Consider the following 17,680-nt stretch of genomic DNA (forward strand, 5'->3'; position numbering starts at 1 on the left):
TTTTCGCGAGCATGGAAGGAAGCAAGTTCGCCTATGTCGAACTTCATCAGCAAGCGGATAAAATAGTTGCGCGGGGGGACCGTCTCGACACTCTGCGCTTCGCCCCGCTATGAAAAACGGAAAATGGCGGGGCCGTGCGCCGCGCGCGCCTTCGATATATTGCGCTCCCCCGCCGGTAAGCCCGTGTTGATCATGACCGACGATGGCCAGAAGCGTTATATCGAAAGCCCGGCCTTCAGGGCGCGTTCGCTGCGCGAACTGGGCTACGCGCCGGGTGGAATCGGCGGGCGAATGGGCGTCATCCCATCCTCCGCCGCCCCTTGCGGGTCCGGCACAGCGCCCCTGCCGCGCCTCGCAAACGGCCGACGGTCATGATCGCCTGTATCACGGCCAGCGGCGCCGCGCTGCACCCCAGAACGACGGCCCACATCGTCGCGGTCGGCGGCACCAGATGCAGCGGATGCGAGATCGGCCCCAGATAGGGCGGCAGCGCGAGAAGCACGCCGCACAGCACCAGCGCGCCCCATAGCCACCCGTTCCGCGTCACGTCATTGACCAGGACGCCGGCGCGCGGATCACGCATGTTGAAGCCGTGCCAAAGCTGGCCGAAGGCAAGGGTAAGGAAGGTGACCGTCACCGACTGCCGCGCGTCGAATGCAAACCAGCGCGCCGATGCAAGCGCCGCGAAGGTTCCGGCGGCGAGCACCCCACCCTGCAGCGTGATCGCGACCCATTGCGCCGGCCCCAGGATCGGCTCCTTCGGATCGCGGGGTGCCCGCGTGAGGATACCGGCCTCGCCCTCGCCCATCGCCAGCGCGAAGGCGGGAAATACGTCGGTGACAAGGTTCAGATACAGGAGCTGCAAGGGCAGCACGGGCAGCGGCAACGCCGAGGCCACCGCGATTCCCACCACGATCACCTCGCTCAGATTGCACGATAGAAGATAGGCGACGAAGCGGCGGATGTTGCCGAAGATGATGCGGCCCTGACGGATCGCCTTGACGATGGTCGGAAAGGCGTCGTCAAGCAGGATCATGGCGGCCGCCTCGCGCGCGACGTCGGTGCCGCGCCGGCCCATCGCCACGCCGATATCCGCCTGCCGCAGCGCCGGCGCGTCGTTGACGCCGTCACCGGTCATGGCGACGACGTCGCCGGCCGCCTGGTAGGCCCTGACAAGCGCCAGCTTCTCGCTCGGGCTGACCCGGGCGAAGATGCGGGCCGCGCGCAACCGCGCCGGATCCGCCAGGGCCAGCCCGGCGATCCCCCCGCCATCGACCGCTTCGCCGGCATCATCGCTCAGCCCGGCGGCACGGCCGATGCTGCGCGCCGTCACGGCGTGGTCGCCCGTCACCATGACGACGCGGATGCCGGCACGGCGGCAATCCCCGATCGCGTCCGGCACGTCGGCACGCACCGGGTCTTCCAGGCCGATCAGGCCGACGAGAACGAGCCCGTCATAAGGCGCGGCATCGGCCCGCGGCACGGTCTTCATCGCACAGGCGATCACGCGCAGGCCCTGCTCGCCCAGATGACCGGCACGGTCGCGCCATTCGGCACGCGCGGTTTCATCAAGCGCGACATCCCCTTGGCCGGCGATCACGCGCGCGCAGGCCCCAAGCACCGTTTCGGGCGCGCCCTTCACGGCGACCAGAAAGCCCTCGCGCCCCTCATGCACCGTCGCCATCATCCTGGCCATGGTGTCGAAGGCATGCTTGCGCACCAGCCGATGTCCGGCCAGCACCGACGCCCGCCCGATGCCCGCGCGCAAACCGGCGCGCAGCAGCGCGACTTCCATCGGGTCGCCGCTGCCGCCGTCCCCGGCCCGGTCGAGCTGCGCGTCGTTACAGAGCACGGCGATGCGCAGCAACGATTCCGCCTGCCCGTCGCGGGCGGGCCGAAACGGCGCGGGGTCCGCATCCGCGGCCATTTCAATCTGGCCCGACGGCATGCACAGGCGTCGTACCGTCATCCGGTTCTCGGTCAGGGTGCCGGTCTTGTCGGTCAGGATCACGGTCGTGGCCCCCAGCGTCTCGACCGCTGAAAGGCGTTCGATCAATGCGTTCTGCCGCGCCATGCGCCACATGCCCCGCGCCAGCGCCAATGTCACCACGATGGGCAACCCCTCGGGAATTGCCGCCACGGCCAGCGCGATCGCGGATTGCAGCATCAGAATCGGATCCCGGCCGCCGATCAGGCCGACGGCGGCGATCGCCGCCGCCACGGCCAGCGTCGCCCAGATCAGTTGCACCGACAGCCGGGCAAGCTCGCGCTCCAGCGGCGAACGGCCCGCATCGGCTTCGAGCACGAGCTGCGTCATCCGACCCAGTTCGGTCGCAAGCCCCGTGCCCACCACGACGCCGACACCGCTGCCGCGCGTCACGGAACTGCCCTTGAACAGCATCGAGACCCGTTCGCCCAGGCGTGCGTCGGGTCCGACCGGCTGCGTGTTTTTATCCGTCGCGACGGACTCGCCGGTCAGGGCCGACTCATCCGCCGCCAGTCCCGACGCCTCGATCAGCCGCAGGTCGGCCGATACCGCGTCGCCCGCATCCAGCAGCACGATGTCGCCCGGCACCAGATCCTCGGCGGGAACGGCGCGCACGCGCCCCGCGCGGCGCACATGCGCGGTGCGCCCGCCAAGCGCCCGCAGTGCCTCGATCGAGCGCACGGCCTTCAGTTCCGTCACGAAACCGATCAGCGCATTGATCGCCAGCACCGCGACGACGGCGCCGCCCGCCTCCCGATCACCGAAATAGAACGCCAGCGCCGCCGCCGCGCCCAGAAGACAGGCGACCGGACCGCCGAACTGATGCAGCAGCAGGCGCGGCGCGCTGACGGCGCGACGCGCGGCGATCCTGTTCGGGCCGAAGACCGCGCGCCGCCCGCGCGCATCGTCTTCATCCAGCCCCTCGTCTGCGGATACGCCAAGCCCCGCAAGCAACTCATGCGCGGGCAGGGCGTGGGGACCTGCCGGCGGCGTCGGCCAGACGGCAACGCGCTGCGGAGCGATGGCACACTCTCCTCACGGCCTGCGTCGGGCCAACGTGCAGGCTCGCGCGGGGTTTCGCGACATGGCCTTGAACAACGTCAGGACCCGCTCGCGCCTGCGCCCCGATCGCTTATCGGAAACATTTTCGGCGAGGCAATGCGGAAGCGTGGCATCGTACACACATGCGTGCATAGCTGCGTCAGAAACCGAAATATGCTATTATAGTTATAAATCGATTCCACGGGGAGGCCGCCATGTCGTGTGACGCTCCGTTCGCCGTTTCCGCGCGTCCTGCCACGTCGCGGCCCGGTGCTCCGCGCATCCGCGCCACCCGAACCATGCTCATCCGTGCAACTCGGGGCGCGCAGGACACGGGCGGCCGCACTGTCCGGCGGTAATGCTCCCGAGCAGGCCGGGCTCACGATACGCGGCAGACAATGTCGGGATGCCGCGACGACCCCGCGATGGATCCCGCGTTTCGGTCATAACCGCTCCGCCGGAGTTCAATCCTGAGCATGCCGGAAAATTGCCGGCATGACCCTCAACGCGCCCATGGCGGCGTTGCGGCCGCAAGTCCGATAATGGCGCCGGCCCGATATTTACACGCTGGCGAGCCGCCCATGCCGGGCGAAATCGTCTACACGTGCCCCATGCATCCCCAGATCAGGCGGACGGCACCGGGCAACTGCCCCATCTGCGGCATGACGCTGGAACCGGCCGATGTCGGCAAAGAGGTGGGACCCGGCGCCGAACTGCGCGACATGACCCGCCGCTTCTGGATCGGCACGGCACTGACCGTACCGACCATGATCCTCGAGATGGCGGGGCATGTTCCGTGGCTGCACCTGCATTCCGTCTTGTCGCCCCGGGCTTCGGTATGGCTGCAGTTCGCCATCAGTTCGCCCGTCGTGCTATGGGCCGGCTGGCCGTTCTTCGTACGCGGCTGGGCGTCGGTCCGCAATCGGTCGCTCAACATGTTCAGTCTGATCGCGCTCGGGGTTGGTTCGGCTTATCTTTACAGCCTTGCTGCCACCTTTATGCCACGCCTGTTTCCGAAGGACCTGCGGCAGGATGGCGTCATCCCGGTCTATTACGAGGCCGCCGCGGTCATCGTTGTTCTTGTCCTGCTGGGACAGATTCTGGAATTGCGGGCGCGTGAGCAGACTGGCGGCGCCATTCGTGCGCTTCTGAACCTCGCGCCGAAGATGGCGCGGCGCATCCGCCAGGATGGCACAGATGAGGAAATTGCCCTGGATGCCGTGCAGATCGGTGACCGGCTCCGCGTCAGGCCGGGCGAAAGTCTGCCGGTGGACGGCGTGGTTCTGGAGGGCCGCAGCGCCGTTGACGAGTCGATGGTGACAGGTGAATCGCTGCCGGTCGGCAAGGAAAAGGACGCCCGGCTGATCGGCGGGACGATCAACGGCTCCGGCACCCTGGTGATGTGGGCGGAAAAGGTCGGTGCTGACACGATGCTGGCACGAATCGTCCACATGGTGTCGGAAGCCCAGCGCAGCCGGGCGCCGATCCAGCGTCTTGCCGATAGTGTCTCGTCCTGGTTCGTTCCCGCCGTGATCCTGATCGCGGCCGTGGCCTTCGCCGCCTGGATGATCCTGGGGCCGAAACCGGCATTTGCCTATGCGTTGGTTGCATCCGTGTCCGTCCTCATCATTGCCTGTCCCTGTGCGCTGGGTCTTGCGACACCGATGTCGATCATGGTGGGCGTGGGCAAGGGGGCCACGGCGGGCGTCCTGATCAAGAACGCCGAAGCCCTGGAACGTTTCGAGAAGATCGATACCCTGGTCGTCGACAAGACCGGCACGCTGACCGAGGGCAAGCCGCGGATCGTCGCGGTAAATCCGTTGCCGAATTTTGATGAAGCCACGATACTTTCCCTGTGCGCCAGCCTGGAACGCTCCAGCGAACATCCGCTGGCGGGCGCGATCGTTGCTTCGGCCAGGGAACGGGGTATCCCCATGACCGAGGTCGCCGCGTTCGCCGCCTTGACCGGAAAGGGCGTGACCGGACGGATTGGCGCGCATCAGGTGGCTGTCGGCAATGCGGCGCTCCTGCGGGAACTTGGCATCACCAGCGCGCCCCTGGACGCACACGCCGACAGCCTGCGGCGGGATGGCGCGACAACGATGTTCGTCGCGGTGGAAGGTCAAGCGGCGGGCCTTATCGCCGTTGCCGATCCCATCAAGGCGACAACGCCCGCGGCACTCGCCAGCCTGCGTGCGGACGGTATCCGCATCGTCATGCTGACCGGCGACAACCGTACGACCGCATGCGCGGTCGCGGCGAAGCTGGGCATCACCGACATTGAGGCCGAGATATTGCCCCAGCAGAAGCATGCGATCGTCCGGCGCCTGCGAAGCGAAGGACATGCTGTCGCCATGGCCGGCGACGGCGTCAATGACGCCCCGGCGCTTGCCGAGGCCGATATCGGTGTGGCCATGGGTACAGGCACGGATGTCGCCATGCAGAGTGCGGGTATCACCTTGGTCAAGGGTGACCTGGCAGGCATTGCGCGTGCGCGCGCCCTCAGCCGGGCGACGATGCGCAACATTCGCCAAAACCTGATTCTGGCCTTCGTCTATAACGTGCTGGGCATACCGCTGGCTGCGGGGGTTCTCTATCCGGCGTTCGGGTTGCTGCTAAGCCCGGTCGTCGCGGCGGCCGCGATGAGCCTCAGTTCGGTGTCGGTGATCGGCAACGCGCTGCGCCTGCGAAGGATGAAACTGTAAGAGCGCAGCAGCAACAACAATGACTGAGAATCAGACGACACGCAGGAAGGCCATGATCCGTTCGGTGATCGTTTTCCTTGTTGCACCTGTGGCGGCGAGCGTCCCCCTTATCGTGGGGGCGCCGCATATGGCAACATATGTTGGCCCCGATCTTCGGCAGTTCTTAGATCCGCTCATACGCTAAAAATTGCGGAGATGCGCCAATCGTGGATTAATTCACTTCGAGATGCGATGAGAGAATTTCAGTCTTGCGGTGTAACTCCAGGAATTTATCAAAATACTGAACGAAAGTTTTACGAACTCGGAACTCGAATTGAACTTCTTATGAATCCAAAAGACCCAGACTATGCTAAACTGAATGATTGCATGTACCTTTTTTTGTGCTGAGGGTGCCTCTGAAAAATACAGTGTAAATCCACATTTTCTTGATATCTGCCAAAAGATTCTGAAACGTGAATGGGAGACTTTAAAACAAGAAATAGCCTCCGCCGGATAAGCGATTCGAAATTGTTTTTCGAAGAAACTATTCTGTAGGCCCTGCGGTCGGTGTCTGGTTTTGCGGCCAATCTACCTGAAACCGAACTTTCCGTTTACCCCGCAAAGCAGCCGTGAAGACGCCGCTTGAAAGCCGCCGTTGCTCTATGTATATGCAATGGATATACATGGAGCATCACATGCCTTACCGTCGCCAGATCGATGCCTCTCCCCCACGTGAGGCCAAACTCTTTCGGAACAACAAGAGCCAGGCGGTTCGCATTCCGGCCGACTTCGAGTTTCCCGGTGAGCGGGTCCTGATTCACCGGGAGGGTTCACGGCTGATCATCGAACCGGTACCTGGAAAGCGCTTGTCGGCCGTCCTCGCCGAGCTGGAGCCGCTATCAGCCGAAGACGCTTTTCCCGATATCGACAGCACACTGCTTCCGGCGCGGGAAATTGACCTGTGACGGCGCTCTTCATGCTGGACACCAATATCGTCTCTGATCTGGCGCGCAATCCCCAAGGCAGGGCAGCTCACCATATCGTCTCTGTTGGCGACGACGCGATTTGCGTCAGCATCATCACCGCGGCCGAACTCCGCTATGGCTGCGCGAAGAAGGGCTCGCCAAAACTGACGGCGCAGATCGAGGCGATCCTGGCAAGCACCAACGTGCTCGCCCTTGATCTCCCTACCGATGCCGAATACGCCGCCATTCGGGCGGATCTCGAGGCGACCGGAAAGCCGATCGGCCCAAACGATCTCCTAATCGCCGCTCATGCTCGTGCTATCGGCGCGGTGCTCGTAACCGCCAACACCGGTGAATTCGAACGTGTTTGCGGCCTGCAGGTCGAGAATTGGCTCGTTCCTGCATAGACGGTCCAAAGAGGGAGCTGGACATGGCTGGGATCCAAACGACCGGCCCGGCGCCGGTTGAAGACGCAGCGGCATATGCCGCTTGGCTTCGAGCTAGAGCATCATCCGATCAGATGGAATCATCTGATCGGATAAAGATGCTCGCCAAAACAATGATCTAGAGCCGTATCCGTGAACCAGTGTGAACGGATACGACTCTAGTGTCCTGATTCCGAAATTCGCAAGCGAATTTCAGAATCGAAAGGACACTAGAATCAATATTTTAGTGGCCTGCTGGTCCGAGAAATTCTCATAAGAATTTCTCGGGCAGGACACTAGAGGTAAACAACAGGCGGAATTCGACCACAAGACGGGGGTGCCGAAAGACGACCCGCGATATCGTGAAAAGGCGTCAGAATGGCATGTTGGTTATGACGGGATGGCGCGATCACCCGAGGCAACGATACGACCGACAAACAGGTGGGCTAACGCCGTGCGAACCATGACTGACAAGCAGACGACCGGCCGGCTCGTGGCGCGGGCCATCTGAGGAATGCGCGCGCCGGAGCGTTCACTGGTGCCGGACACCACGGCGACGGGCGGCCAATCGCATGCCTATGTGCTGGCGGTCCGGCCCCGGCTCACACCAGAAGCTCCGCCGATTGCGCATCTCCTGATTCGACACGCGGACGCGGTGACCCGTGGATCCGACAACACCATCTTGAAGGTCGAGCTGACCGTTTCATATCGGCCCATCCGCAACGCCGCTCGTGGGCGGCCACACCGCACCCATGAGTTCCGAGCCTGCTTTGTCGCCCGACCTGGCGATCACGGCCGCCTTCCCACAATGCGCTCCGCGGCGCGGTCAACCTCGAACTGGATGACCTCAGAGGCAACCGCATCGGCTCGTTTCTGATGAATCAGATCGTGTCCTGGGCGTGTCAATGGCCTGATGCCGACGTCAACCCGATCACCCTGTTCGCGCATCAAGCGAATGGGGACAACAAAATCCGCCGCAACCGGCTCTATCAGCAGTTCGGCATCGTATTCGACTTCGCTGACAGCGACTTCGCGGCCGGTGTGGCGCGCCCTATGCGCGCGCGCCAGTTGACGCCGTGGCGCGCTATGCCGGCGAATCTCACCGTTCTCGCGATCGATGCATTCATGGACGAACAGCAGGCTCGCGTGGATGAGCTGCTCCTCGCCAATCTCACCCTACGACGGCGGCATGCATCATGTCGCGACGAACTCAGCCGCGCGATTGACCATCCCGTTGCATTCACGCTCACCACGCTCTGGTATCGGCACAGCACCGCCCTGTTCATCGTCGCAGGGATCTTGATGCTGCTGTTGCTCTATTGGCTCCACGGCGCGCCGAAGCATTGATAGGGCAATGCATCCGGCGCCACGCTTGGTCAACCCGAGAAATCCTCGCGGAATCGATTCATCTGGTGCATACGCTCGTGCAAGACGGTAACAATACCAACCGCGCCATCACTCAATTCCCGCCAATAGATGAAGTGATGCTCATGGCGGCACACGTAACCATGCACGCCAAACGCCGCCGGAATGGGCCGCCACGGGAATTGGCGGCCAGCTATCGCTCTGAAGCGATCGAACAGACCGCGAATATAGGCCTCAGCCTGCGCATCCCCCCAGCGCTCGCGCGTGTAGGCGTAAATCTCATCAAGTCGATGCCCGGCCTGGTCCTGGACTCGGAAATCGGTCATTCCCCGCGCCGGGCATTCCGTCGGATCACGGTGTCGGCATCAAGTGACCGGTAGCTGCTCTCCGGAGCGGCAAAGGCTTGTGTCAGCTCTGCCTTGAGCCGGTCGAACGCCTCGCGGTCGGCACGCTCCATGTCACGGCGGATCAAGTCCCGGACATACTCGCTGACGTTCTCGTATGCACCGTCGTTACCAATATTCGCCGCGACGAAATCGCCGAGAGTTCCGCTGACACGCACGTTCAGGGTCATAGATTTGCTCATCTGCTGCCTCCTGCGTCTGTCCACATTTAGAGGAATTTTGTGGACAAGACAACCCGGCATCGGGCACTTGCTGTGTCGAGGGCGTCCTTATTGCGCTTGAACCAGCGAAGGACGGTACGCTCTCCCGTCGCCTGCTCTTGCCGGCGACGGACATCGACCGCGGATAATCGCTTTCAGCCATGAACTTACTCCACCGATTCCGAAGAAATGGGTGAAGTCTCGTGAGCAGTCGGGGTGCCCCCCAGGCTATTCCTTTACTCCGAGGCGCGGTCAGAGACACGCTCATATGTTCCGCCCAAAGGCGGTGGAAATACCAATCGCGCCCGGCCGCGATCGTCCTTAGCATCGGATACCGGGATCAACCCGACAACGATCTGTGCGGGAATCAGCAGGCCGTTAAAATAGAACCAGTCGATCCTCGACAATTGCTCGACAAGGTGAAGGCGTTGCTGCGCGCCCGGCGCAGCAACGAGAGGCATGGCGAAGACGAGGGACGATTTTATGAATGATTTTGATCCTTCGCTCCTGATCCGCGTGGTCGATGACGACGCCGATGTCCGTGATTCCTTCGAAACCCTGCTGCGCTCGTCAGGCAAAGTTCTCTGTCCGGCTGGGTCATTACAACGATCTCGATTTTGAACACAAACCTGTGAAGTTCGACGACATGGTTTCAATTTTCCTGGCCTGGTTTTTAGCTGATCGGCCATGCTGCTGTGGCTGTGAAGCCGTTGTGCCGGCTCTGGTTTTTAAGACATTGGTTTGAAACTAAGCGATGCGCAGAACGTCGATATTTGTGGGCCTGTTCCTGCTTCGAATGGCGGCGCCGGAACCATCGCATGCGGCTGAATCGCCCCGCATCGTCGTGCCGATCCAAGAAACGGTCCTGAGCGATGGCGCGCGCCGATATAGCATCACGCTCTCCTTCGGTGGCGCCAGGTTCGATGCTGCGCTCGACACAGGTTCGACCGGCCTGAGAATTTTACCGCGCACCGTCGATCCGCAAGGTGTGCTTATGTCCGAAAAGACGGAAACCTATGGTTTCGGTTCGGGAACCGTGTTCGACGGTGTCATTGGCCACGGACGTGTCGGTTTCGGCGACGCCGGGAACGCGATAGCCGGTGCCATCCCGGTTCAGATGATTACGCATGTCAGATGCGACAAGGACAATCCCAAATGTCCTGCGTCACGCGTTGATGCGGATGACTATGAGATTGAAGGAGACGGCCTGCCCCACGAAGGCTTCAGGGCGATCCTCGGACTTCGCACATCGCAGGGCACCGTTCCCAACCCGCTTCTGGCGATAGGGGTCAGGCGCTGGATCATCGACCTGCCCCTTGATGGCATCCCCAGGACGGGGTGGCTGATCCTGAATCCGACTGATGACGAAATAGCGGGATTTGTGAAAATCCCGATGCTTCCACAGTTTGGCAACGTGCGGAGGCCGGCCTCCGACATCGTGCCGGGATGTCTCGAAAATCTCGATACGCACAGCTCGATTTGCGGCGGTGTGTTGGCTGGTACCGGCGCGCCGGGCGTGACGGCGGTCTTTTCCGGCCGCGACGAAGAAATATGGCCGGCCGGCACGCGCGCGGCCCTGACCTTTGGCCAGGCCGATCATACCGTCCAGGCGCGCGAGACCCTGACGATCGGCCGGCGCGCCCATGCTTCGGCACTGAAATTCGTCCGATGGGATTTGCCGATCAATCGTGTATTCGCCGGACTATGTCCCTATTTCGCCTTCTCCATCCTCTATGATCCGGCGAATTTGACCGTCGGGTTCAAGCCGCGTGACGCGCCACCAGGCGGCCCCGTGGGTGAAGTGAACATGCCGCATGAACTGTCCGGCCATCCATGACAACGATGCCGAAGCGGGAATAAGGAAGAATCACAACGCAGGCCGCACGCGGCTTCTTCACACTCTCCCCCTACCTCTCGTCGATCACCCGCTTCGGCAGCAGCGCCGGCACGAACACCAGCGTCGCCAGCAGCGTGCAGGCCAGCGACAGCAGCAGCAGCCGCCCCATGCTCGCCGTCCCCGGATGGTGCGATGCCGCCAGCGACCCGAACGCCGTCCCGGTGGTCAGCGCCGAGAACAGCACCGCCCGCGCCGTGGGGCTCGACAGCGGCGACCGCACCCCCGCGCGCCAGTTCATCACGAAATAGATGTTGAACGACACCCCCACCCCCAACAGCAGCGGCAGCGCGATGATGTTCGCGAAATTCAACTGCTCCGGCAGCAGCACGACCACCACGACCGTCATCAGCGCCGACAGCAGCAGCGGCGCCAGCACCAGCGCCATGTCCAGCAGCCGGCGCAACGCCACCAGCAGGATCGCCGCGATCATCACGATCGCCGACAGGGCGGCGAACACGAAGGCATGGACCATGGTCGTCGCACTCTCGACGATGTCGATGGCATTGCCGCCCGCATCCGGCGCCACGCTGCGGATCTGCGCGACATAGCGGCGCAGCGCCGCGTCGCTGTCCATCCCCGCGCGCGGATGGACCGACACCAGCGCCCGCCCGTCCGGCAGCAGGTAATCCTGCCGGATCGACGGCGGAATATCGCCGATCCCCACCTTCTGCGCCAACAGCATCCGGCGCAGCAGGTCCAACTGCCCGGGCAGAAACCGCACCAGCGCGCGGTCGGCGGCCATGATCTGCCCGTCCGGCGCCTGCGCCAGCCGCGCCAGCGCCGCCTGGATCCGCCGCAGCGGATCGTCCGCCGGCAGCTTGTCCAGCACCCCGCCCAGGGCGTGCGCCGCCTTGGCCGCCGACCGGCGCAGTGCTGCGGCATCCGGCGCCGGGGCGGGGTTCGGCACCACCAGCGTCGGCAGCAGGATCGACGCCGCATCCTGGATCATCGCCAGCTTGGCCGTCTGGTCCTCCGGCACCAGGGACCCCAGCCACATCGCGTCGTCCACCAGAGGCAGCCGCGACAGCCGCGCCGCCAGCGCCTGGGCCTGCGCCAGGCTCCCCACCAGCACCTGCGCGTCATAGGGCGAGGATTGCGGGTCGCGCATCAGCAGCTTCAGCGTCAGCATCCCCTCCGAATGCGGGTTCTTGGTATGCAGCGGGTCGGCATCGAACGACAGCATCGGACTCAGCGCCGCCCCCAGCACCGCCAGGAAGACGAAGACGCTCAGCACCGGCACCCGCCGCGCGCGCAGCGCCCGGTCCATCGGCCGCGCGAAGGCAAAGCCCGTCGCCCGATGCGTCGGCGCCGGCCGGAACAGCCGCAGCAGCGCCGGCAGCAGGGTCACGGTGCAGAGGAAGGCGATCACCATGCCGAACCCGGCAATCAGCCCCAGTTGCGCCACCCCGACGAAGGCCGTGGGCGTAAAGGCCAGGAACCCCGCCATCGTCGCCATGGCGGCCACCAGGATCTGGTGCCCGGTCTCCACCCCCGTCTGCTCCAGCGCCGACTGGACCGGCGGCACCGACCCGTCCGGCAGGCGCTGCGCGCGGAACCGCACCGAAAACTGGATCGCGAAATCCACCGCGATCCCCACGAACAGGATCGCGAACGCCACCGAAATCAGGTTCAGCGTGCCCACCGCCAGCGCCGCGAACCCCGTCGTCAGCATCAGGCCCGACACCAGCGTAATCACGATCGGCACGATGATCCGCCAGGTCCGCACCGCCAGGAACAGCCACAGCGTCACCAGCAGCAGCGACCCGACCAGCCCCGCGACCATCCCCTGGGCCACGGTGGCGAATTCCTCGTCATTGATCTGCACGTCGCCGGTCAGATGCACCCGCGCATGGCCCGACCGCACGAATTCCAGCCCGGCGATCGCCCGCTGCATGGCCTCGGTGGCCGCGCCGCCCGGCTGGAACGACCCGTAATCCAGCCGCGGCTGGGTCACGACGAATACATATTGCCCGCCCAGGTCGGCCAGGCTGCCCGACAGCATCCGCTCCCAGGACAGCGGCTGGGCCTGGCCGCCGGCCGCCTGCTCCAGCGTGGCGGCGAACGCCTCCAGCGCCGGCCGGAAACCCTTCAGGTCCGCCTGGCCCTGCGCCACCCCCAGCGCGATCAGCGACAGCGCGTCGAACAGCCCGCGCCCCGACGGATCGGCCGCCAGCCCCCCCAGGAAAGGCTGCGCCGTCACGGTCGAATCCAGCACCGTCTGCAGGTTCTTCGGGTCCAGGAACAGCAGCCCATGATCGACCAGGTACGGATTCTGCTGCGGCACGTTGACCGACAGGAAATGCGCGCCGTCCTGCCGCAACTGCGCGGCCAGCGCGCGCGCCGTCTCCTGCGCCTCTTCGGGCAGGTCGGCATCGATCACCGCCACCAGTTGGTCCTGCTGCTGCGGAAACAGCCGCGCCAGCGTGTCCGACCGCGTCTTCCACGGCAGCTTGGCCGAGAACATGGTGCTGGTGTCGGTCGTCACATCCAGGCGCCGCATGCTGACGGCCAGCGCCCCACCCACCAGCACCGCGAACAGCAGCAGGACCAGAATGGCACGGCGGGAACAGGCCGCCACCAGGCGGCCGATCGGCAAGGACAGCATGACGGGTAATTCAGCCCCTGAACTTCAGCCCCGGAACACTGGCGACTGGCAAATGGACGGCACGGCCGGCGCGGCCCTCACGCCGCCGCACGGTGGGGCATCGTTTGACCCCGGATGCGCCCGGGATGCAAGGCGCATCTTTCCCTCCCGTCCCCCACGCTCCCAATCCATTGACAAACAAATGGTTTCCAAAGGCACCGCCTTTGGTGGGGTCCGGGGCGAAGCCCCGGAAAAAGACACCGCGTGCTGCGCTCAGCCCCTGATCCGCCGGATCAGCGCCAGGCTCTCGACACAGGCCGCCGCCGCCTCGCGCCCCTTGTTGTGCTCGTCCGTGCGCGAGCGCTCCACCGCCTGCGCGTCGGTATAGGTGGTCAGCACCCCGAACGCGACCGGCACCTCGGTGGCCAGCGAGGCCTGCATCAGCCCCACCGCCGCCCCCAGGCTGATGAACTCGAAATGCGCCGTATCGCCCTTGATGACGCAGCCCAGGCAGATCACGCCCTCATAGCGCCCGGTGCGCGCCAGCGTCTGCGCCAGCAGCGGCAGCTCATAGGCGCCGGGCGCATACAGCACGTCCTCGTCCGCCACGGTGATGTCATGCTCGCGCAGCCACTCCAGCGCCCCGTCGCGCAGCCCGTGGGTCACCGTCTCGTTGAAACGGCTGACCACGATCGCCAGGCGCGGCATCGTCGCAAAGGTCAGGTCGGGGGTCGTGGTCGGTCGATTGGTGCTCATGGTCCGGTCTTCGGCCTCTCTCGTCTCAGGGCACGCATGTCGGGACATGCGAGGAAGATATGTACGGGGAAAATATGCGGGGCGCGCCCTATTCGGCGGCCTCGCTCACGGCGGCGCAAAGCTGGTGCCCCATCCGGGTCCGCTTGGCGTCCAGATAGGCCCGGTTGAACGGGTTGGGCGGAATGGCCACCGCCACCCGGTTGCGCACGGCAAAGCCATGGCGTTCCACCGCCACCACCTTGGCCGGGTTGTTGGTCATCAAATCCAGCGTGCGCACGCCCAGCGCGCGCAGGATCGCCCCCGCCGCGGTCCAGTCCCGGGCATCGGTCTCGAATCCCAGCCGATGATTGGCGTCCACCGTATCCAGCCCCCGGTCCTGCAGCGCATAGGCGCGGATCTTGTTCGCCAGCCCGATCCCCCGCCCCTCATGTCCGCGCAGATACAGTAGCACCCCGGCCTCCGCCGCGCCGATCCGCGCCAGCGCCTCCTGCAACTGCGCCCCGCAATCGCAGCGCAGCGACCCCAGCGCGTCGCCGGTCACGCATTCCGAATGCAGCCGCACCAGCGGCACCACGCCCGCCCGGCCCGGGTCGCCCTTCACCAGCGCCACATGCTCGGTCCCGTCCGGCGCGCGAAAGGCATGGATCACCAGGTCCTCGCCGCCATAGCTGCTGGGCAGCGCCGCCTCGGCGACCTTCTCGATTCGCCCTAGGGGGTCGGCGGGCTGCGCCCCCTGGCGCGCGACCCAGTCCACCAGCTCGGCGATCGACAGGATCGGCAGCCCGTGCCGCGCGGCATAGGGCCGCAGGTCGGCCATCCGCGCCATCGTCCCGTCCTCGTTCATGATCTCGCAGATCACCGCGGCCGGCGCCCGCCCGGCCAGCCGCGCCAGTTCGATCGACGCCTCGGTATGGCCGGGCCGGGCCAGCACCCCCCCCGGCACCGCGCGCAGCGGAAAGATATGGCCCGGCGACACCAGGTCCGCCGGCGTCGCGCCATGCGCCACCGCCGCCTGGATGGTCCGCGCGCGGTCGGCGGCGGAAATCCCGGTCTCCACCCCGTCGCGCGCCTCGATCGACACGGTAAAGGCGGTCTCGCGCGGGCTGGAATTCACCTCCGTCATCATCTTCAGGCCAAGCTGCGCGATGCGCTCGGCCTCCAGCGGCAGGCAGACCAGCCCGCGCCCGTGCGTGACCATGAAATTGATGGCCGCCGGGGTGACCAAGTCGGCGGCCATCACCAGGTCGCCTTCGTTCTCGCGATCCTCGTCATCGACCAGGATCACCATGCCGCCTGCCCGGATCGCCGCCACGGCGGCCGACAGCGCGGGGGTCATGACCGGTATTGACATAGGCTCTCCACATATTTCGCGATCACGTCGACCTCGATATTCACCGCGTCGCCGGGGGCAAGCGTGCCCAGGTTGGTATGGGTCCAGGTATGGGGAATGATCATCAGCGCGACCGGAAACCCGTCCGGCCCCGCCTCGTCCGCGCCGGCCGCCCCGATCTCGTTCACCGTCAGGCTGATCCCGTCCAGCGTGATCGACCCTTTCTCGACCAGATAGCGGCGCAGCGCCCACGGCACGGCGAACACCACGCGCCGCGCCTCGCCCGCCATCTCGACCGACAGCAGCCGGCCGGTGCCGTCCACATGGCCCTGCACGATATGGCCCGACAGCCGGGTGGCCGGGGTGACGGCCCGCTCCAGGTTGACCCGGCCGCCCTCGTGCAACTGGCCCAGGCTGGTCCGGTCCAGCGTCTCGGCACTGATGAAGAAGGACGCGTTCCCCGCATCGTCGAACGCGGTCACCGTCAGGCAGACGCCGTTGACGGCGATGCTCTCGCCCAGCGACAGGTCGCCGATCCCCGTGGCGATCGCGGCATGCAGCGCCCGCTCCCCCCGGCGCGCCGCCGTGACCGTGCCCAGATACTCTATGATGCCGGAAAACATGTTTCCTCCACGAAACGATCGCGCGCCGGCCCGAGCAGCAGCCGCAACGGCGTCTCCTCCCCGCGCCGCGTCGCAAAACACAACTTTTCCCCACTTTCCGCCCCGGCCCGGATGGTCAGCCAGTCGTCCCAGACCCCCTCGGCCCGCACCGCCGCCAGCAGCGTCGGCCCCGCCTCGACCAGCGCCCACAACACCCCCGCCGCCCCCAGCATCTCCGGCAGCCGCGCGATGTCGTCGCAGGTCACGATCTCGAACCCCCGCCCCGCCGCCGCCGCGCGCCAATCCTCCGGCACCCGCCCGCGCCGGTCGCACACCGCCAGCACCCGCGCCGCCCGCCCCGCATGGTCCGCCACCCGGCGCACATCCAGCCCCGGCCGGTCCGCCAGCACCGTGCCGCTGCCCGTCACCACCGCATCGGTCGCCCGCCGCAGCCGATGCGCCAGCGTCAGCGCCGCGTCCGAGGTAAACGTCGTCCGCCCCGCCGGCGGGATCATCGACCCTTGCGCATCCAGCGCCTGTTTGACCGTCAGCCACGCACGGCCGGTGCGCGACCAATGGACGAAGGGCGCAATCAGCGCGCGGCAGTCCGCCGCCAGCGCCAGGCCCGCCGGATCATCCCGCCCGGCCAGCCCGTGCACGGCACACCCGGCCGCGCGCAGCCTCTCGCCCCCACCGCCCGCGACCCGGGGATTGGGATCCGCCGCGCCGATCCAGACGGTGCGGATCGGCGATGCCAGGATGGCTTCGGAACAAGGGCCGGTACGGCCGGTATGGTTGCAGGGTTCCAGCGTCACGACCGCGATCGCCGCGCGGTCCATCAGCCCCTGATCGGCACATTGGCGCAGGGCCAGGGCCTCGGCGTGCGCGGCACCCGCGCGATGATGGGCGGCAACGGTCAGGATCGTCCCGTCGGCATCCAGGATGGCGCAGCCGACGGGGGGGTTGGGCGCCGTCGCGCCCATATGGCGCACGGCCTCGTCCAGCGCCGCGCGGAACGCCAGGTCGATACGCGCCAATCCGGGAGGGGAGGGGAATACGCGCGACGACCCGACCGGATCGTCAGCCGCCTCCATCGTCCCCGAGCCTGTCGAACGCATAACCACGACAAACGGTCCCATCCATCCGGACGGACCCGGGGCGCACACGCCCATGTCGCCGCGCCAGGACATGGCACGGCCGCACAGGCAGCGTTCTCTATCATCCGGACTGTAACCGTCGGCTCCGGAATCTCACCGGATCTGCTGTCCCCGTCCGGCCAACGGCCTGACGGGCGCTCGCGGGCTGATGCGAACCGGTCCAAGGACCAGGCGCAAATACCGCCGGTGGGGACTTTCACCCCGCCCCGAGAACGTCAATTCAACCGGCCATCACGACCGGAACGAATTTATTATTGGGAAAGAACCGGCGAAAATGCAAGAG

Annotated in this window: 14 protein-coding genes and 1 riboswitch; of the genes, 6 read left to right on the plus strand and 8 right to left on the minus strand. The window is 65.6% G+C overall.

The features are described from left to right. Window positions 1-298: 298 nt before the first annotated feature. Window positions 299-3,010, minus strand: a complete 2,712-nt coding sequence (locus QN315_RS12240) for a cation-translocating P-type ATPase (protein ID WP_408904634.1) — start codon at window positions 3,008-3,010, stop codon at window positions 299-301. Between the two features lie 599 nt (window positions 3,011-3,609). On the opposite strand from QN315_RS12240, the gene QN315_RS12245 reads away from it, so the two are divergent. The 4 genes from QN315_RS12245 to QN315_RS12260 all read left to right on the plus strand — a co-directional run bounded on the left by QN315_RS12245 (window position 3,610) and on the right by QN315_RS12260 (window position 8,449). Further along, window positions 3,610-5,733 carry a copper-translocating P-type ATPase gene (locus QN315_RS12245; RefSeq protein ID WP_323989552.1) on the plus strand — a complete coding sequence of 708 codons (2,124 nt, stop codon included), beginning with the start codon at window positions 3,610-3,612 and terminating at the stop codon, window positions 5,731-5,733. A gap of 674 nt (window positions 5,734-6,407) precedes the next feature. Further along, a complete protein-coding gene (locus QN315_RS12250; protein WP_176639486.1) occupies window positions 6,408-6,677 on the plus strand; it encodes an antitoxin in 270 nt (89 codons plus the stop codon). 11 nt (window positions 6,678-6,688) lie between these two features. Further along, window positions 6,689-7,084 (plus strand): type II toxin-antitoxin system VapC family toxin, encoded by a 396-nt coding sequence (locus tag QN315_RS12255; protein WP_218064247.1) that lies wholly within the window; start codon window positions 6,689-6,691, stop codon window positions 7,082-7,084. An 894-nt stretch (window positions 7,085-7,978) separates the two neighbouring features. After that, window positions 7,979-8,449, plus strand: coding sequence for a hypothetical protein (locus QN315_RS12260; RefSeq protein WP_323989553.1), 471 nt, complete (start codon window positions 7,979-7,981; stop codon window positions 8,447-8,449). Window positions 8,450-8,478: 29 nt separating this feature from the next. On the opposite strand, the gene QN315_RS12265 is transcribed toward QN315_RS12260, so the two are convergent. Both QN315_RS12265 and QN315_RS12270 read right to left on the minus strand, forming a co-directional pair. Further along, the gene (locus QN315_RS12265) at window positions 8,479-8,793 is read right to left on the minus strand and encodes a type II toxin-antitoxin system RelE/ParE family toxin (RefSeq protein WP_323989554.1); all 315 of its coding nucleotides are present in this window, start codon (window positions 8,791-8,793) and stop codon (window positions 8,479-8,481) included. Then, window positions 8,790-9,041, minus strand: a complete 252-nt coding sequence (locus QN315_RS12270; RefSeq protein ID WP_323989555.1) for an addiction module antitoxin — start codon at window positions 9,039-9,041, stop codon at window positions 8,790-8,792. Before QN315_RS12270 ends, QN315_RS12265 begins: the two co-directional genes overlap by 4 nt. A 553-nt stretch (window positions 9,042-9,594) precedes the next feature. On the opposite strand from QN315_RS12270, the gene QN315_RS12275 reads away from it, so the two are divergent. Both QN315_RS12275 and QN315_RS12280 read left to right on the plus strand, forming a co-directional pair. Then, on the plus strand, window positions 9,595-9,816 hold the full coding sequence (locus tag QN315_RS12275) for a hypothetical protein (RefSeq protein ID WP_323989556.1): 222 nt from the start codon (window positions 9,595-9,597) through the stop codon (window positions 9,814-9,816). Between the two features lie 9 nt (window positions 9,817-9,825). Next, window positions 9,826-10,908 carry a hypothetical protein gene (locus tag QN315_RS12280; protein WP_323989557.1) on the plus strand — a complete coding sequence of 361 codons (1,083 nt, stop codon included), beginning with the start codon at window positions 9,826-9,828 and terminating at the stop codon, window positions 10,906-10,908. Window positions 10,909-10,978: 70 nt separating this feature from the next. On the opposite strand, the gene QN315_RS12285 is transcribed toward QN315_RS12280, so the two are convergent. The 5 genes from QN315_RS12285 to ribD form a co-directional block, all read right to left on the minus strand. Beyond that, the gene (locus QN315_RS12285) at window positions 10,979-13,573 is read right to left on the minus strand and encodes an MMPL family transporter (protein WP_323989558.1); all 2,595 of its coding nucleotides are present in this window, start codon (window positions 13,571-13,573) and stop codon (window positions 10,979-10,981) included. A gap of 252 nt (window positions 13,574-13,825) precedes the next feature. Next, window positions 13,826-14,308 carry a 6,7-dimethyl-8-ribityllumazine synthase gene (gene ribH, locus QN315_RS12290; RefSeq protein WP_176641283.1) on the minus strand — a complete coding sequence of 161 codons (483 nt, stop codon included), beginning with the start codon at window positions 14,306-14,308 and terminating at the stop codon, window positions 13,826-13,828. Window positions 14,309-14,396: 88 nt separating this feature from the next. Then, window positions 14,397-15,644, minus strand: a complete 1,248-nt coding sequence (gene ribB, locus QN315_RS12295; protein ID WP_323993457.1) for a 3,4-dihydroxy-2-butanone-4-phosphate synthase — start codon at window positions 15,642-15,644, stop codon at window positions 14,397-14,399. Continuing rightward, window positions 15,641-16,261, minus strand: coding sequence for a riboflavin synthase (locus QN315_RS12300; protein WP_323989559.1), 621 nt, complete (start codon window positions 16,259-16,261; stop codon window positions 15,641-15,643). Before QN315_RS12300 ends, ribB begins: the two co-directional genes overlap by 4 nt. Next, entirely contained in the window at window positions 16,243-17,334 is a 1,092-nt protein-coding gene (gene ribD, locus QN315_RS12305) for a bifunctional diaminohydroxyphosphoribosylaminopyrimidine deaminase/5-amino-6-(5-phosphoribosylamino)uracil reductase RibD (protein ID WP_408904513.1), read from the minus strand. The genes QN315_RS12300 and ribD overlap by 19 nt, the downstream gene beginning before the upstream one ends. Before the next feature lie 112 nt (window positions 17,335-17,446). Continuing rightward, window positions 17,447-17,615: riboswitch (FMN riboswitch) on the minus strand. Window positions 17,616-17,680: the final 65 nt, after the last annotated feature.

This window comes from Nguyenibacter sp. L1 (assembly GCF_035199985.1).
In the GTDB taxonomy this organism is placed as follows: domain Bacteria; phylum Pseudomonadota; class Alphaproteobacteria; order Acetobacterales; family Acetobacteraceae; genus Gluconacetobacter; species Gluconacetobacter vanlangensis.

Excerpts from the sequence above, each read along its gene's own strand:
- QN315_RS12270 (WP_323989555.1), bottom strand. The coding sequence starts at position 9,041 with ATGACCCTGAACGTGCGTGTCAGCGGAACTCTCGGCGATTTCGTCGCG.
- QN315_RS12245 (WP_323989552.1), top strand. The coding sequence starts at position 3,610 with ATGCCGGGCGAAATCGTCTACACGTGCCCCATGCATCCCCAGATCAGG.
- QN315_RS12265 (WP_323989554.1), bottom strand. The coding sequence starts at position 8,793 with ATGACCGATTTCCGAGTCCAGGACCAGGCCGGGCATCGACTTGATGAG.
- QN315_RS12300 (WP_323989559.1), bottom strand. The coding sequence starts at position 16,261 with ATGTTTTCCGGCATCATAGAGTATCTGGGCACGGTCACGGCGGCGCGC.
- QN315_RS12275 (WP_323989556.1), top strand. The coding sequence starts at position 9,595 with ATGACGACGCCGATGTCCGTGATTCCTTCGAAACCCTGCTGCGCTCGT.
- QN315_RS12285 (WP_323989558.1), bottom strand. The coding sequence starts at position 13,573 with ATGCTGTCCTTGCCGATCGGCCGCCTGGTGGCGGCCTGTTCCCGCCGT.
- QN315_RS12280 (WP_323989557.1), top strand. The coding sequence starts at position 9,826 with ATGCGCAGAACGTCGATATTTGTGGGCCTGTTCCTGCTTCGAATGGCG.
- ribD (WP_408904513.1), bottom strand. The coding sequence starts at position 17,334 with ATGGAGGCGGCTGACGATCCGGTCGGGTCGTCGCGCGTATTCCCCTCC.
- QN315_RS12260 (WP_323989553.1), top strand. The coding sequence starts at position 7,979 with ATGAATCAGATCGTGTCCTGGGCGTGTCAATGGCCTGATGCCGACGTC.
- QN315_RS12255 (WP_218064247.1), top strand. The coding sequence starts at position 6,689 with ATGCTGGACACCAATATCGTCTCTGATCTGGCGCGCAATCCCCAAGGC.
- QN315_RS12250 (WP_176639486.1), top strand. The coding sequence starts at position 6,408 with ATGCCTTACCGTCGCCAGATCGATGCCTCTCCCCCACGTGAGGCCAAA.
- ribH (WP_176641283.1), bottom strand. The coding sequence starts at position 14,308 with ATGAGCACCAATCGACCGACCACGACCCCCGACCTGACCTTTGCGACG.
- ribB (WP_323993457.1), bottom strand. The coding sequence starts at position 15,644 with ATGACCCCCGCGCTGTCGGCCGCCGTGGCGGCGATCCGGGCAGGCGGC.